Genomic DNA, 14,300 nt, shown 5'->3' with positions numbered 1-14,300 from the left:
TATTCGCGCACCGCTTGCGTTTCCTCATTTGCCGGTGGACGCGGCCCGACCATGGCGACCCTTTTGTCGGGCCTCGAACATTTGTGTCCGGCATCAGACAAAAGGAAGGTGCGCAGGTCGACACGCGCACGGGTAGAACCTCAAAACACAGTGTCCCGCACTGGATCATCCGCACGAACCGCCGGCAGGCAGATCGAGATGCGTGGACAGAGCGCCCGACCGCCGGCGCGACAAGAAGTCTTCACAATTCACCATGACCGCTTAGGCACGCTCGAGTACGGCGACAAAGCCTTGTTTGAACCAGAACTCCGGCTCCTGCAGTTCAAATGGCATGACGCTTGCTTGCCCAGGCAAGGTGGGCCGAGGTTGGCTTGCGTTAGCCGCAACCCGAAAAGCCCCACGAAATTTTCCCAGAGGAGCACCATTGATGATCATGGAAAAGCAGGTCCCCATTGTCACCTTTCGCACTCGGGTCCGCGACGAGTCTATACCCGGCCCCAACCCCTACCGCTGGGAAGACAAGACAACCGACGACTATTTCGGCGGTAAGCGGGTAGTTCTTTTTTCGCTGCCAGGCGCCTTCACGCCGACCTGCTCCGCCTTCCAACTGCCTGATTTCGAGAACCATTATGCCGAGTTTCAGAAGAAGGGCATTGACGAAATCTACTGTCTCTCCGTCAACGATGCCTTCGTCATGAATGCTTGGGGCAAGGCCCAGGGGCTGAAAAATGTCAAGCTTATCCCCGATGGCACGGGGGAATTCACTCGAAAAATGGGCATGCTCGTCGCCAAGGACAATCTCGGATTCGGACTGCGCTCCTGGCGCTACGCTGCCGTAATCAACAATGGCGTCGTGGAGAAGTGGTTCGAGGAAGAAGGTTTGGCCGACAACTGCGAAACCGATCCGTATGGCGTTTCTTCGCCGCAAAATATTTTGAAATGGCTCAAGGCCCCAGCCTTCGCATGAGCAGAGGAGGCAACGACCAGCAGCTACCACTTTTCGCGCACAGCTGCGCCGAACGATAGGAGTTTGCTCGAACCATGAAGTCCTTTACAAGCCTTCATCAGCGTCAGCAGCAGTCGCTGGTTATTACACCTCAACTCATCGAGTCTATTCGCTTGCTGCAGCTGGCGCACACCGAACTGCATCAGTTCGTGGAACAGGAAATCGAGAAGAACCCATTTCTTGACCTGGCGTCGAATGACGGCGAGGCTCCAGGCGACGCATCGTCGGTTTCAGTGGAAGATTTGAATATTGGTGTGCGCGAGGACCACGTTGATCGACCGGCCGGGACGGACATGCCCGAGCTGTCCAGTCTGTGGAAATCAACCCGCGACACAGGCAACCTTCCGCCCGGGGAAAGGCCTTCGCTAGACGAGTTTGCCGCCTCAACCGAAACATTGCACGAGCATGTCGCTCATCAGATCGCCCTCACCGCCTTCACACCGCAGGAGCGCCTGATTGCTGGGGCGCTTGCCGATCATCTGGAAGAGACCGGGTATCTGCAAGCGGACCTTCAGGAGCTCGCCGAGAGGCTGAACATCCAGGAGGCTTATGTGGAGCGGGTTCTCGGGGCCTTGCAGCTCTTTGATCCACCGGGAGTTTTTGCGCGAAATCTCAGCGAATGCCTTGAGATACAGTTGCGTCAGCGCGATCGTTTCGACCCCGCAATGGCAGCTCTGGTCGCAAATCTCGAGCTGCTTGCGAGACGCGATTTTCGGGCATTGAAGCGTCGTTGCCGGGTGGATGAAGACGACCTTCTCGACATGTTGAAAGAAATCCGCGCCCTCGATCCCAAGCCTGGAAACCAATTCCAGTCCGCAGGGTCGGAACCCATCATACCGGATGTCTCCGTCATGCCCTCGCCTGGCGGTGGGTGGCATATCGAACTTAATCGGGACATCCTGCCCAAGGTTTTGATCAACCGGAATTATTTTGCGGAAGTGACCCGTCTGACCGCCCAAAGCTCAAAGGATCAGTCCTTCCTCAACGAATGCTTTCAAAACGCGAGCTGGTTGGTTCGCAGTCTCGATCAGCGCGCCACGACAATTCTCAAGGTGGCGACCGAAATCGTGCGCCACCAGGATGTCTTTCTGGAAGATGGCATTGCCCATCTTCGTCCTCTCAATCTCAAGACCATCGCTGACGCAATCAACATGCACGAGTCCACTGTAAGTCGGGTGACGTCGAACAAATACATGCTCACGCCTCGCGGTGTGTTCGAACTCAAGTATTTCTTCACGGTCGCCATCCCCTCCTCCCAAGGCGGTGACGCGCACTCGGCCGAAGCTGTGCGCCATCAGATCAAGGCAATGATTGACGCAGAAACGCTCGATGATGTGCTCTCCGACGATGGCATCGCTGCCAGGCTCAAGGACACTGGCGTCGACATTGCTCGCCGCACCGTCGCCAAATATCGCGAGGCGATGAACATCCCCTCGTCCGCGCAACGCCGCCGGGAGAAGCGGTTTGTATCGGCGGCCGCGGAGGGATAACGGTCTTCTCACCGCGAACCGACGTATCCTCAATCCAAATCGACCCCGCCCTTGGTCCCAACGAGGCCGCTTTTGCCTTCCTCTGCGCCGAAGCAGCCTTTGAAATCCCTGCACTCGTGGCAACTGGCCGCTGTACACGGCGAGAAACCTTCGGCCTCGTAGAGCGTACGGTAGAGATAATTCTTCCATCTCATATTTTGAGTGTTGCCGGACGCCAGCTTGGGGAAATGCGTGGCGAGCAAGCGGCTGAGCTCGACCGGGTCGCAGAGACCGAGCTCCTGCCATAGGTCGTCATCGCGCAAGGCACGCCGGGCGATGATTTTGGCAAAACGGGCGCTCGCGACATCGCCCACCAGGGCATGCGCGAACAGCATGCCTCGCAGAAGTTCTTCCTCCGCACCAATCGCGGGATCGCTCGCCTCTTCCAGCGAGAAGGCCGAGATGCACACCGCAGGGAACCCGCAGTTTATGATTTCGCGCAATTCGGTACGCGAAAGCCCTGTCGCCTCGGTCACCGTCGCCTCGCCGGCATCTATCTCCTCAAGCGCCCGTGAAAGGACGCATGCAAGCACATATTCATCAAATTCCCTCTCTACGTCCATCCAAGGCCACCGGCAGCTGCTGGGCGATTGTGGGGGTGGTCGCCGACTGGAGCCAGAGGACATCCGCACTCTGCGGGCGATGCCCTTTTCCCACAAACCGCGAATCTGAGGCATATGTGACATTGTGCTTTCGTTCCCTCGTTCCATTGATCGATTTCATCTGGGCGGCGACCGCAGCCTCGTCACGGGCCTTCAAGAGTTGTGCCAACTGCGCAAGCGAACTTCGGGAAACATTATGCTTTTCGCTCCACAGCTTAAGCGCCTAGGCGCTCAAGCCGGAAGCTCGTGCCAAATACTGATGTCGCACATTCGACAAACCCGGATGTAGTTGTCGGATCCCGATCATTTGTAGCCTAGCCGCTCGGATTGGAGCGGCGGCAACGAGAGCTCAACCGGAAGTGACAGACAGAGATGCGCGGGCGGACGTTTGGAAGTTGACGGGTTTCGGGATCTGCGATGTTTTACGACACAGGAAATACAACCCCGGGCGGTGAAGCTCTTGGTCTTCCCAGACGTCTTGGCACGGTACATGCACGGTCAACCGAAATGCGCCATCGACCAAAAAGGAATGATCTCATGATCACACTCACCGAGAATGCCGCCGCCGTAATGAACGTCACGCTTTCCCGAGCCGGGCAGGAGGGCTTTCGCATCGCGGTCGAGCCGGGCGGCTGCGCCGGCTATAAATACCTGGTGGGGCTGGAGAGCGCCCAGCGTCAGGGCGACGCCGTCATCGAAACAGATGGGGTCAAGGTGTTCGTTGACGCAAGCTCGCTACCACACGTCAACGGCATGACCATCGACTTCGTGATGGGCCCCGAATCCTCCGGTTTTGTTTTCGACAATCCCAATGCGCAAGAGAAGTGCACTTGCGGCAAGTCCTTCGGATGATCCCCGGCCAGGTGAGAGAGAGCCCATGTGGAACGACCGAAAAAAGGTCATGGCTCATATTTCATTCAGAAGAACACCGGTCTGGCGAGCAACCGAACATGCGAGAGACGCCCGAGCACATCATGCCATCCGCATCAGTCGAGATTGACCCATGAGATCAATCTATCTCGACAATAATGCAACGACCAGGGTCGATCCTGAAGTGGTTGAAGCCATGCTGCCGTTCTTTGCGGATCAGTTTGGAAACCCTTCGTCGGCGCACGCTTTTGGGTCCTCCATCCGCGGGTCGGTGAGGAAGGCGCGCCGGCAGTTGCAAGCGCTGATCGGCGCCGAGTTCGATCATGAGATCGTGTTCACCTCGGGCGGGACCGAAAGCGACAATGCGGCGATCCTTTCAGCGCTGGAGGTGATGTCTGACCGCACAGAGATCGTGACTTCCGCAGTCGAGCATTCAGCGGTGCTGACGCTTTGCGCTTATCTGGAGAAGACGCGCGGTGTTAAGGTTCACAGGATCCCTGTGGACCGGCATGGGCGTCTCGATCTTGACGCCTACGAGACCGCCCTCACCCCTCGTGTCGCAATCGTTTCGATCATGTGGGCCAACAATGAGACGGGTACCATTTTCCCTGTGGCTAGGCTTGCCGAAATGGCCAAGAACATCGGGGCGCTTTTCCACACGGACGCGGTCCAGGCGGTCGGCAAGGTTCCAACGGACCTGCAATCTACTGCAATCGACATGCTGTCGCTGTCCGCACACAAGTTTCACGGACCGAAAGGCATCGGCGCACTCTATCTTAGACGGGGCGTACCCTTCTCCTCACTGATCAAGGGAGGCCATCAAGAGCGCGACCGACGCGCGGGGACAGAAAATACGGCCGGGATCGTAGGTTTAGGCAAGGCTGCCGAACTCGCCTTGAAATCAATGGACGACGATACCCGATTAATCTCGCTCCGAGACCGGTTGGAGAACGGGATTCTCCAGCGTGTCCCAGGCGCCTTCGTTACCGGCGATCGGCTCAAGAGGTTGCCGAATACGGCGAGTATCGCCTTCCGACATGTCGAAGGTGAGGGGATGCTTCTTCTCCTCAATCGCTATGGCATCGCCTGCTCTTCCGGCTCTGCCTGTTCCTCCGGCTCGCTGGAGCCGAGCCACGTCTTGAGGGCAATGGGCATCCCTCACGCTGTGGCGCACGGAACAATCCGCTTCTCGTTCTCGCGCGATAGCTGTGACGAGGATGTCGACCGAGTACTCGAAGTCATACCTGGCATCGTGGAGAAGCTGCGGGACGATTCCCGTTTCGGCCGCGTGGCCAAAGCGAGCGGTCCGGCCCGTTCAGGGGAGATTTAGAAGCGCCATCATGGAACGACAAATCTTCCTCAGCGATACGAGCTGCATGACGGCTAGCGCTCACCCGGCATCGTTCAGTCACGCCGATTGCCAGGTCACCGCCAGTGCGGTGGTCACGGAGTACGTCCCGCGGCGTGTCATCGCAATGGACCTCTCGCTAACATCGGTGGATTGATTTCAACCTCCAGCCTATGCACCGTCCAGTGGCGACGCGACTGCCTTGCGATGGACTGCATATTGCTCCTCGAACCGCGCATTTCGCATGTTGCAGCGTGAGCTAGGGGAGAACGATCTGAAGATCACCAATCACGACAGGGGGAACCCAATGTGCCTTTGTTCCGCTGACAGCAGTCCCATTGATGTCAAGGACATCCTCAATCGGCTGAAAGGCCTATCGGCCGCGGAGGAGTTCTTCGAACTCCTTGGCGTCCTCTACGATCCGAAGGTTCTCGATGTCTCCCGGCTCCATATCATGAAGCGTATGGGCCAATACCTGGCGGCGGAGGACTTCTCCGACCTTCCTGACCAGGTAATCGCTGCCCGTGCCTGTGCCATACTGGAAAGAGCCTACGGGGATTTTGCGACCTCTGCGCCCCTCGCACACCGGGTGTTCAAGGTGTTGAAGGACCACAATCCGGACAGAGCGGTCACACCCGGCCGCGCCTTTGTTCCGTTATCATCCTTCCTGATGCCGTTCGAGAAGGAATGAGCACGGTTGCGACACGACAATGTCGGGAACCCTACAATCCAGTCATACGCTGACATGGCCCAAACCAGAGAGGTTTCAACGGGATAGCGAATGTCAGAGGGTTGGCACGGATGATGCAAGCAAGGTTATGAACTGACAAGCCCGCCATCCATCTAGGGAGGGAGTAAGAACCGGCCATGCACATCGTTATCTGTATCAAACAGGTGCCGGACTCCACACAAATACGTGTCCATCCGGTGACGAACACAATCATGCGTCAGGGTGTGCCAACCATTATCAACCCCTATGACCTATTTGCCATGGAGGAGGCCCTTAGATTGCGCGACCGTCATGGCGGCGAGGTGACCGTGCTTACCATGGGGCCGCCAATGGCAGAAGACGCGCTGCGCAAAGTGCTCACTTATGGTGCGGACCGCGCGGTACTCCTGACCGACCGCCATTTTGCCGGTTCCGACACTCTTGCGACCTCATTTGCTCTATCTCAAGCGATCGCGAAAATCGGTGAGAGCTTCGGCACACCTGACATCGTCTTCACCGGCAAGCAAACGATCGACGGCGACACCGCCCAGGTCGGGCCCGGCATCGCCAAGCGCCTTGACCTCCTGCAACTCACCTATGTCGCGAAGATCGCTTCCATTGATCTCGATGCGCGGGAGATCACTGTTGAGCGCCGCTCGGAAGGGGGCACGCAGACGCTGAAGAGCAAGCTCCCTTGCCTCATTACCATGCTGGAAGGCAGCAACGAGATCCGCCGCGGTTCGCTCGACGACGCGCTGCGCGCTGCGCGCAGTGCGATCGTGAAGTGGAGTGCAGCCGACGCCGGCATCGAGGACCTCACCAAATGCGGCCTGCGTGGCTCGCCAACCGTCGTCAAGAGAGTCTTTGCCCCGCCTGAGCGGGCGGAAAAGGCCGAGCAGATCGACACCACGGAAAAAACGCCGCGGGATCTCGCGGAAGAGTTGATCGCCGGGATCTTTTTGCGCCAGCCGGCGCTGAAAAGCGAACTCGCCTTCTGCGGCGATGCGTGAAAGGCAAGGAGCGACAATGTTGAGCACCAATCGAGAAAGCCCTCCTCCAGCCGTTGGCCGCGCCGCCATGAAGAAGGAGCTGCCCGAGCAGTTTAAGGCCCATCGGCACGTTTGGGTCTTCATCGAGCTGGAGCGCGGCAAGGTCCATCCCGTCTCCTTCGAGCTGCTCGGGGAAGGCCGCAAACTCGCCGACAAGCTCGGCGTCCAACTTGCCGGCGTCGTTCTCGGACCGCCGGGAGAGTTCACCTGGTTTGCCATTGCCGAGGCTTTTGCTTATGGCGCCGACCTTGCCTACCTCGTCGAAGCTCCACTGCTCGCCGACTACCGGAACGAGCCATTCACCAAAGCATTGACGGAGCTGGTTACCACCTACAAGCCGGAAATCCTGCTTTTAGGGGCAACGACGCTCGGCCGCGACCTTGCCGGTTCCGTGGCGACGACCTTGTTGACAGGCCTCACGGCGGACTGCACCGAACTCGATGTGGATGCGGACGGCTCGCTTGCGGCGACCCGGCCGACCTTCGGCGGCTCCTTGCTATGCACGATCTACACGCTCAACTGCAGGCCGCAGATGGCAACGGTTCGACCGAGAGTCATGGCCATGCCGCAGCGCGGGAATAACCAGATCGGACGCGTCATTCAACACGATGTGCCGATGATCGAGGAAGAGATCGTTACCAAAGTCGTCGGCTTCCTGTCTGATGGCCTGTCCGCGACGGCCAATCTCGCCTATGCTGATGTCGTCGTTGCTGGAGGCCTCGGTCTCGGCGCGGCGGAGAACCTGAACCTTGTGAAGAAACTCGCGCAGACGATCGGGGCCGATTATGGCTGTTCGCGCCCTCTCGTCCAGAAGGGCTGGATGCCGGCTGATCGGCAGATCGGCCAAACCGGCAAAACTATCCGGCCGAAGCTCTACATAGCGGCCGGCATTTCCGGGGCCATCCAGCATCGGGTTGGCGTCGAGGGAGCTGATCTCATTCTAGCCATCAACACCGACCCCAACGCGCCGATTTTTGATTTCGCCCACCTCGGCGTCGTCACCGATGCGATCCGTTTACTGCCGTCATTGACTGAACTCTTTACCCATCGGCTATCGCCGCACAGTCGCGATAAGCTTGCAAACTGAGGGCGCGCACCATGACCGAGGAAAAGTTCGACGTCATAGTTATCGGGGCCGGCATGGCCGGCAACGCAGCTGCTTACACGATGGCAAGCCGCGGCATGAAGGTGTTGCAGCTGGAGCGCGGTGAGTACCCGGGCTCCAAGAATGTGCAGGGCGCCATCATGTACGCGGACATGCTGGAGAAAATCATGCCGGATTTCCGGGATGACGCGCCTCTGGAGCGGCATCTGGTCGAGCAACGCTTCTGGATGATGGACGACACATCCCACATCGGGATGCAGTACCGCTCGGACGACTTCAATGAGTCGAGACCCAATCGTTACACCGTCATTCGCGCCCAGTTCGACAAATGGTTTTCACGCAAAGTGCGCGAGGCCGGAGCGACGCTTCTATGCGAGACGACCGCGACCGAACTCGTCCGCGATCCAAAAGGCAAGGTGATCGGCGTCCGCACCGACCGCGCCGGCGAGGCGATCCTCGCTGACGTGGTCGTTCTCGCAGAAGGCGTCAACGGACTTCTCGGCACACGGGCCGGTTTGCGAGACACGCCAAAGCCGGAAACCGTGGCGCTCGCCGTCAAGGAAATGCATTTCCTGCCCGAAGAGGTGATTGACCAGCGATTCGGCCTCAAGGCCAACGAAGGCTGCGTCATCGAGGCAGCTGGCACTATCACTCGCAACATGGCCGGGCTCGCCTTCCTCTATACCAACAAAGAGTCGATTTCGATCGGCATCGGTTGCCTCGTCTCGGAATTCGCGGTAACCATGGAAAGCCCTTATGACCTGCTCGAAAGATTCAAAAACCATCCTTCGGTGAAGCCGCTGATCGCCGGTTCGGAAGTCAAGGAATATGCGGCTCATCTCATTCCCGAAGGTGGTTACAAGGCAATCCCGCCGCTTTTTGGCCACGGCTGGGTGGTCGTCGGCGACGCGGCGCAGCTCAATAATGCGGTGCACCGCGAGGGATCCAACCTCGCCATGACGTCGGGGCGCATCGCCGGCGAAGCGATCGCCCAGATCAAGAACCGCAAGAAGCCGATGATCAAGGAGAACCTCTCCCTTTACAAGTCGATGCTTGAACAATCTTTTGTTATCAAAGACTTGAGGAAATACAAGGACATGCCTGCCCTGCTACACACCAATTCCCGCAACTTCTTCACAACGTATCCAAAGTTGCTGTCGCAGGCAGCGCAGAGCTTTATGCGAGTGGACAGCACTCCGAAGCTCGACAAGGAACGGGCGGCGACGGCCGCCTTCATCAAGGCACGCTCGCGCTTGGGTTTGGTTAGTGATGCGGTCCGCTTGGCGCTCGCCTGGCGCTGAAGGAGACATGAGATGACGACTGCAGTGACGAACATACGTGTAGAGGACAAGCTTTACCAAAACCGTTATGTCGTCGATTCAGGACGCCCGCACATTAGAGTGCGACCGCACGAGTGGCCGAGCGTAAATCTGTATGCCCTGACAAGTGTCTGTCCGGCCAAGTGCTACGAATTGAATGATCAGGGCCAAGTGGAGATTATTGCCGACGGGTGCATGGAGTGCGGCACGTGCCGCATCCTCTGTGAGGCAAGTGGAGACATCGAGTGGAACTATCCGAGAGGCGGCTTCGGGGTTCTCTTCAAGTTCGGATGAAGGCTTGCGTGAGGCAACGGCCGAGACCAACATCGCGCGTTTGCCGCCAGGCGCTTCATAAACTTGCAGAGGTGCGTGTTGTAAAATCGCATGAGAGATTACTGCAAATACACGCCAGCAGAGGTTCTGACAAAACGCTAGACAAACCCAAGGCCATACAATGACCCACATGCCCGCGCGATCGGCCGATGGAGTGGAATCCCTATCTGCGCTACCTGCTGAACCTGTGCGCCAAGCGGGCACGCAGCTCAGCGGAATCTATGAGATATCGAAGGTCCTGACTGCCCCCGCCCGGCTAGAGATCACGCTTGCCAATGTCGTGAACGTCCTCTCCTCCTTTCTGCAGATACGGCACGGAGCAATCGTTGTGCTCGACGCTGAAGGACAGCCCGAGATTGCCGCCACTGGCGACATTCCCCCCGCCTCTCCATCAGCCGCTCGAGGCGTCATACCGAAGGCCGTAATTGACCATATCGTGACGACCGGCACGCCCTTTGTCGTACAGGATGTTGGCAAGTCCGAGTTATTTCAAGCCGATCCGCAACCGCCTTGGAGCAGCGGCACTGTCCCAGTTACCTTTATTGGCGTTCCGGTAAAGGCTGATAAAAAAATAATCGGCACAATATCGATTGACCGCGTGAGAAACGGCACCGCCACCTTCTCCTCCGACGAGGATGTTCGCTTCCTGACCATGGTCGCCAATCTCGTCGGTCGGACCATCCGGCTTCATCGTTTCCTGAACCTGGACGTTCAGCGACCTATCGGGGGACAACAGAGACCGGAGAAGCCGCTCATCGCGCAGGCAAGCGCCCCGGGCCGGCATCCATCCGTCAAAATCGACGGCATTGTCGGGAATAGCCCTGCCCTCCAGCAGGTGGTTGAAACCGTCTCGGTCGTGGCAAGGACGAATTCCACCGTGCTCCTGCGAGGCGAAAGCGGCACCGGCAAGGAATTCTTTGCACAGGCAATCCATGAGCTTTCACCTCGGAGGAAGAAGCCGTTCGTCAAATTGAACTGCGCCGCGCTGCCTGAAGGTGTCCTGGAATCGGAGCTATTCGGGCATGAAAAGGGCGCTTTCACCGGGGCCATCGGGCAGCGCGCCGGACGCTTCGAATTGGCAAATGGTGGAACGCTTTTGCTTGACGAGATTGGCGAAATTTCGCCCGCCTTTCAAGCCAAGCTGCTGCGCGTCTTGCAGGAAGGCGAACTGGAGCGTGTGGGCGGCACCAGGACGCTTGCGGTCGACGTCCGGCTCATATGCGCCACGAACAAGAACCTCGAAATGGCTGTCGCAAACGCCGAGTTCAGGGCCGACCTGTATTACCGCATCAGCGTAGTTCCAATTGTCCTGCCGCCGCTTCGAGAGCGACCCGGCGATATTCCTCGCCTGGCGAAGGTTCTTCTTAACCGGTTCAACAAGGAGAACCAAACCGAGCTTACGTTTACCCCGTCGGCGATCGACGTGATGTCGCAATGCTATTTCCCTGGCAACGTCCGGGAACTCGAAAACTGCGTGCGAAGGACAGCCACCCTTGCGCGTTCAAGCTCGATCGTTTCGTCCGATTTCGCCTGCAAGAACGGCCAGTGCCTTTCCTCGCGCCTCTGGAAAGGAACCGAAGTGTCGCCCGGCGGCAATACCATCGGTGAACTTGCACGGAACAACTCGATACCTGCAGCGTCGCCGCGCGCGGCCGGGCGCACCGTCGCGTCGGAGGACGTATCTTCCGTCAAGGCCTGTGATCCAAACAGTGCCGGTTGTCCGGCAATGGAGTCGCGTCTCACGCAACGGGACCGGTTGATCGATGCGATGGAGAAGGCAGGTTGGGTCCAAGCCAAGGCCGCTCGTATCCTCGGCCTCACGCCGCGTCAGGTCGGCTATGCTCTACGCCAGCATCGCATCGAGGTGAAGAAGCTTTAACCGTACCGGTTGCGTTTTGCGCTTCTCGCATTTCATGTGCTTGAAGTACCTTCACGGCCAATTTGTTTGTCGCTGTCTGAAAGCTGACAAATCTGCGTTTGAACAATTGGGCGGAATCGGACAACAAAGGGAAATTATCGAAGTAAAACCATTCCGTGGGATGGCATAGCTTTTGCGTTTTGAAAGGCGACGTCAATCAGCAACGGAGCCTTCAATGTCCGCACCGATGATTTCGCTTGAGAGCCTGACCAGCAGGAGACCCTTGGATCAATTGCCGGTGACCGCGAAATCCAGTGGCTGCACATCCTCGTCATGTGACGTGTCCACAAAGCCGGTCGACATGGACCAGGCTATCTGGGCGAAGATCAAGAATCACCCCTGCTATTCAGAGGAAGCGCACCATTATTTCGCGCGCATGCACGTCGCGGTCGCACCAGCCTGCAACATCCAGTGCAACTATTGCAACCGCAAATATGACTGCGCCAACGAAAGCCGGCCTGGAGTGGTCTCGGAAAAGCTGACGCCAGACCAGGCGCTGCGCAAGGTCATCGCCGTCGCCAATGAAGTGCCGCAGCTTTCCGTTCTCGGCGTCGCCGGACCGGGCGATGCCTGTTACGACTGGAAGAAGACAAAGGAAACGTTCAAACGAATTGCCGGCGAGATCCACGACATCAAGCTGTGCATCTCCACCAACGGGCTTGCGCTGCCAGACCGCGTCGCCGAACTTGTCGACATGAATGTCGATCACGTGACAATCACGATCAACATGGTCGACCCTGAAATCGGCGCAAAGATCTATCCTTGGATCTTTCACCACAACCGTCGTTACACCGGCGTCGAAGGCGCCAGAATTCTGCACGAGCGGCAGATGTTGGCCCTGGAGATGCTGACCGCGCGCGGCATCCTCACCAAGGTCAATTCGGTGATGATCCCAGGCATAAACGACGAGCACCTTATCGAGGTAAACAAATCGGTCAAGCAGAGGGGCGCCTTCCTGCACAACGTCATGCCGCTGATTTCCAATCCGGCCCACGGCACCTACTACGGCCTGACAGGACAGCGCGGTCCGCGGGCGGTCGAACTGAAGGCGCTCCAGGATCGTCTCGAAGGCGGCGCAAAGCTGATGCGCCATTGCCGGCAGTGCCGGGCCGATGCGGTCGGCCTGCTGGGGGACGATCGCGGCCAGGAGTTCACCCTCGACAAGATTCCCGGAGAGATCACCTATGACCCCCACAAGCGCGAGACCTATCGGGAAGTGGTCGCGCGCGAACGAGGCGATCACGCCACCGCCAAGAGCGAGGCACTCGAAATCGTCAAGGCAGCCGGCGACGGGTCCTTCAAGGTCGCGGTGGCGACGAAGGGTGGCGGTCGCATCAACGAGCACTTCGGGCACGCGAGGGAATTCCAAATATACGAAGCTTCGCCGAAAGGCATCACCTACGTCGCGCATCACAAGATCGAACAGTATTGTCTTGGAGGGGTGGGCGAGGAAGCGACACTCGACGGTATCATCGCCGCGCTCGACGGCGTTGACGTCGTCCTATGCGCCAAGATCGGGGAGTTCCCCAAGAATCGGCTCATGGAGGCCGGGGTTCGGGCAACCGACGCTTATGGCTATGACTACATCGAGACCGCCATCGGCGCCCTTTACGCCGACAAGTTTGGGGCCGAACCGCAAGCTGCGACGGCCTAAGCGCTCTTATTCCAACATCTTCAGGAGTTTAAAATGGCCTTCAGGATCATTGCATCCCAATGCACCCAGTGCGGTGCCTGCGAGTTCGAATGCCCCTCCGGCGCGATCCGGTTCAAAGGTGAGGCCTACGTGATCGACCCGGAAAAATGCACCGAATGCAAGGGTAGCTTCGAAACGCAGCAATGCGCGGAGGTCTGTCCCGTGCCTAAGACCTGCGTTGCCGCGGCTGCTGCAATTTAACCTTCAGCATTGTCGGGGCTCCTGCGCAGAAGCCTTGAGCCCCTTCGCTGACATCTGCAGTTCTCAGAAGGAGGAACGCCCATGGGCCTTGGACGTGAACAGGGGGTCGAAATCCACAAGCCTCCACGATTTAGACCTGGCGAGCGGGTGCGGGCCAGACTTCATGTAACGAATGACGGCACCTATGCTGGCAAGAACATCGGCGAAAATCTGGTGCGGAAGGGCGACGAAGGCTATGTGCGCGACATCGGCACCTTTCTCCAGCAGTTTTACATCTATGCCGTCGAATGGGTCGATCGCGGCACTGTCGTCGGCATGCGCGCACGTGAACTGACGAGCCTCGAAAAAGCCGCGGCTGCCCCTAATGAAGGAATATCGACATGAAGGTCATGATTCGCAGAACGAGCGCCGGCTTGTCGGCCTACGTTCCCAAGAAGGATCTCGAAGAGCCCATCGTCAATGTCGAAACCGATGAATTGTGGGGCGGCACAGTTACACTCAGAAACGGCTGGAGGCTCGTCCTGCCCAAGCTATCGCGGGATACGCCTCTGCCGATCACCGTCGACGCGAGGAAGATTTCTGACGGGGATTGATGGTGCAAACGGCAGGCAAGGGAAA

General features: G+C 58.3%; 15 protein-coding genes. 14 read left to right on the top strand and 1 reads right to left on the bottom strand.

Annotation, left to right across the window (positions count from 1 at the left end; genetic code table 11):
* Positions 1 to 427: 427 nt before the first annotated feature.
* Both NXC14_RS23165 and rpoN read left to right on the top strand, forming a co-directional pair.
* Positions 428 to 967 carry a peroxiredoxin gene (locus tag NXC14_RS23165; protein ID WP_085780423.1) on the top strand — a complete coding sequence of 180 codons (540 nt, stop codon included), beginning with the start codon at positions 428 to 430 and terminating at the stop codon, positions 965 to 967.
* A 74-nt stretch (positions 968 to 1,041) separates the two neighbouring features.
* A complete protein-coding gene (gene rpoN / locus NXC14_RS23160) occupies positions 1,042 to 2,496 on the top strand; it encodes an RNA polymerase factor sigma-54 (RefSeq protein WP_085780422.1) in 1,455 nt (484 codons plus the stop codon).
* Between the two features lie 29 nt (positions 2,497 to 2,525).
* On the opposite strand, the gene NXC14_RS23155 is transcribed toward rpoN, so the two are convergent.
* On the bottom strand, positions 2,526 to 3,221 hold the full coding sequence (locus tag NXC14_RS23155) for a nitrogen fixation protein NifQ (RefSeq protein WP_085780595.1): 696 nt from the start codon (positions 3,219 to 3,221) through the stop codon (positions 2,526 to 2,528).
* Between the two features lie 453 nt (positions 3,222 to 3,674).
* Here NXC14_RS23155 and NXC14_RS23150 point away from each other — a divergent pair, with 453 nt between their 5' ends.
* The 12 genes from NXC14_RS23150 to nifT all read left to right on the top strand — a co-directional run bounded on the left by NXC14_RS23150 (position 3,675) and on the right by nifT (position 14,275).
* Positions 3,675 to 3,989: an iron-sulfur cluster assembly accessory protein gene (locus NXC14_RS23150; protein ID WP_085780421.1), complete on the top strand. Its 315-nt coding sequence runs from the start codon at positions 3,675 to 3,677 to the stop codon at positions 3,987 to 3,989.
* Between the two features lie 151 nt (positions 3,990 to 4,140).
* On the top strand, positions 4,141 to 5,337 hold the full coding sequence (gene nifS, locus NXC14_RS23145; RefSeq protein WP_085780420.1) for a cysteine desulfurase NifS: 1,197 nt from the start codon (positions 4,141 to 4,143) through the stop codon (positions 5,335 to 5,337).
* Between the two features lie 325 nt (positions 5,338 to 5,662).
* Positions 5,663 to 6,046, top strand: coding sequence for a nitrogenase stabilizing/protective protein NifW (gene nifW / locus NXC14_RS23140; RefSeq protein ID WP_085780594.1), 384 nt, complete (start codon positions 5,663 to 5,665; stop codon positions 6,044 to 6,046).
* Between the two features lie 176 nt (positions 6,047 to 6,222).
* Positions 6,223 to 7,074, top strand: a complete 852-nt coding sequence (locus tag NXC14_RS23135) for an electron transfer flavoprotein subunit beta/FixA family protein (protein WP_085780419.1) — start codon at positions 6,223 to 6,225, stop codon at positions 7,072 to 7,074.
* A 16-nt stretch (positions 7,075 to 7,090) separates the two neighbouring features.
* Positions 7,091 to 8,200 (top strand): electron transfer flavoprotein subunit alpha/FixB family protein, encoded by a 1,110-nt coding sequence (locus NXC14_RS23130; protein ID WP_085780418.1) that lies wholly within the window; start codon positions 7,091 to 7,093, stop codon positions 8,198 to 8,200.
* Between the two features lie 11 nt (positions 8,201 to 8,211).
* The gene (locus NXC14_RS23125) at positions 8,212 to 9,519 is read left to right on the top strand and encodes an FAD-dependent oxidoreductase (protein WP_085780417.1); all 1,308 of its coding nucleotides are present in this window, start codon (positions 8,212 to 8,214) and stop codon (positions 9,517 to 9,519) included.
* A gap of 12 nt (positions 9,520 to 9,531) precedes the next feature.
* Positions 9,532 to 9,831, top strand: coding sequence for a ferredoxin family protein (locus NXC14_RS23120; protein WP_020923576.1), 300 nt, complete (start codon positions 9,532 to 9,534; stop codon positions 9,829 to 9,831).
* A 226-nt stretch (positions 9,832 to 10,057) separates the two neighbouring features.
* Positions 10,058 to 11,749 (top strand): nif-specific transcriptional activator NifA, encoded by a 1,692-nt coding sequence (gene nifA, locus NXC14_RS23115; protein ID WP_244920114.1) that lies wholly within the window; start codon positions 10,058 to 10,060, stop codon positions 11,747 to 11,749.
* A 214-nt stretch (positions 11,750 to 11,963) separates the two neighbouring features.
* Positions 11,964 to 13,442: a nitrogenase cofactor biosynthesis protein NifB gene (gene nifB, locus NXC14_RS23110; protein ID WP_085780416.1), complete on the top strand. Its 1,479-nt coding sequence runs from the start codon at positions 11,964 to 11,966 to the stop codon at positions 13,440 to 13,442.
* 33 nt (positions 13,443 to 13,475) lie between these two features.
* Positions 13,476 to 13,682, top strand: coding sequence for a 4Fe-4S binding protein (locus NXC14_RS23105; protein ID WP_085780415.1), 207 nt, complete (start codon positions 13,476 to 13,478; stop codon positions 13,680 to 13,682).
* An 81-nt stretch (positions 13,683 to 13,763) separates the two neighbouring features.
* Positions 13,764 to 14,066 carry a nitrogen fixation protein NifZ gene (locus tag NXC14_RS23100; protein ID WP_085780414.1) on the top strand — a complete coding sequence of 101 codons (303 nt, stop codon included), beginning with the start codon at positions 13,764 to 13,766 and terminating at the stop codon, positions 14,064 to 14,066.
* The gene (nifT, locus tag NXC14_RS23095) at positions 14,063 to 14,275 is read left to right on the top strand and encodes a putative nitrogen fixation protein NifT (RefSeq protein ID WP_020923581.1); all 213 of its coding nucleotides are present in this window, start codon (positions 14,063 to 14,065) and stop codon (positions 14,273 to 14,275) included. The genes NXC14_RS23100 and nifT overlap by 4 nt, the downstream gene beginning before the upstream one ends.
* Positions 14,276 to 14,300 lie beyond the last annotated feature (25 nt).

Origin of the sequence: Rhizobium sp. NXC14 (genome assembly GCF_002117485.1) — a bacterium.
Classification (GTDB): domain Bacteria; phylum Pseudomonadota; class Alphaproteobacteria; order Rhizobiales; family Rhizobiaceae; genus Rhizobium.
The sequence above is the reverse complement of the archived record's forward strand: the minus strand, read 5'-3'. Positions and strand labels throughout refer to the sequence as shown.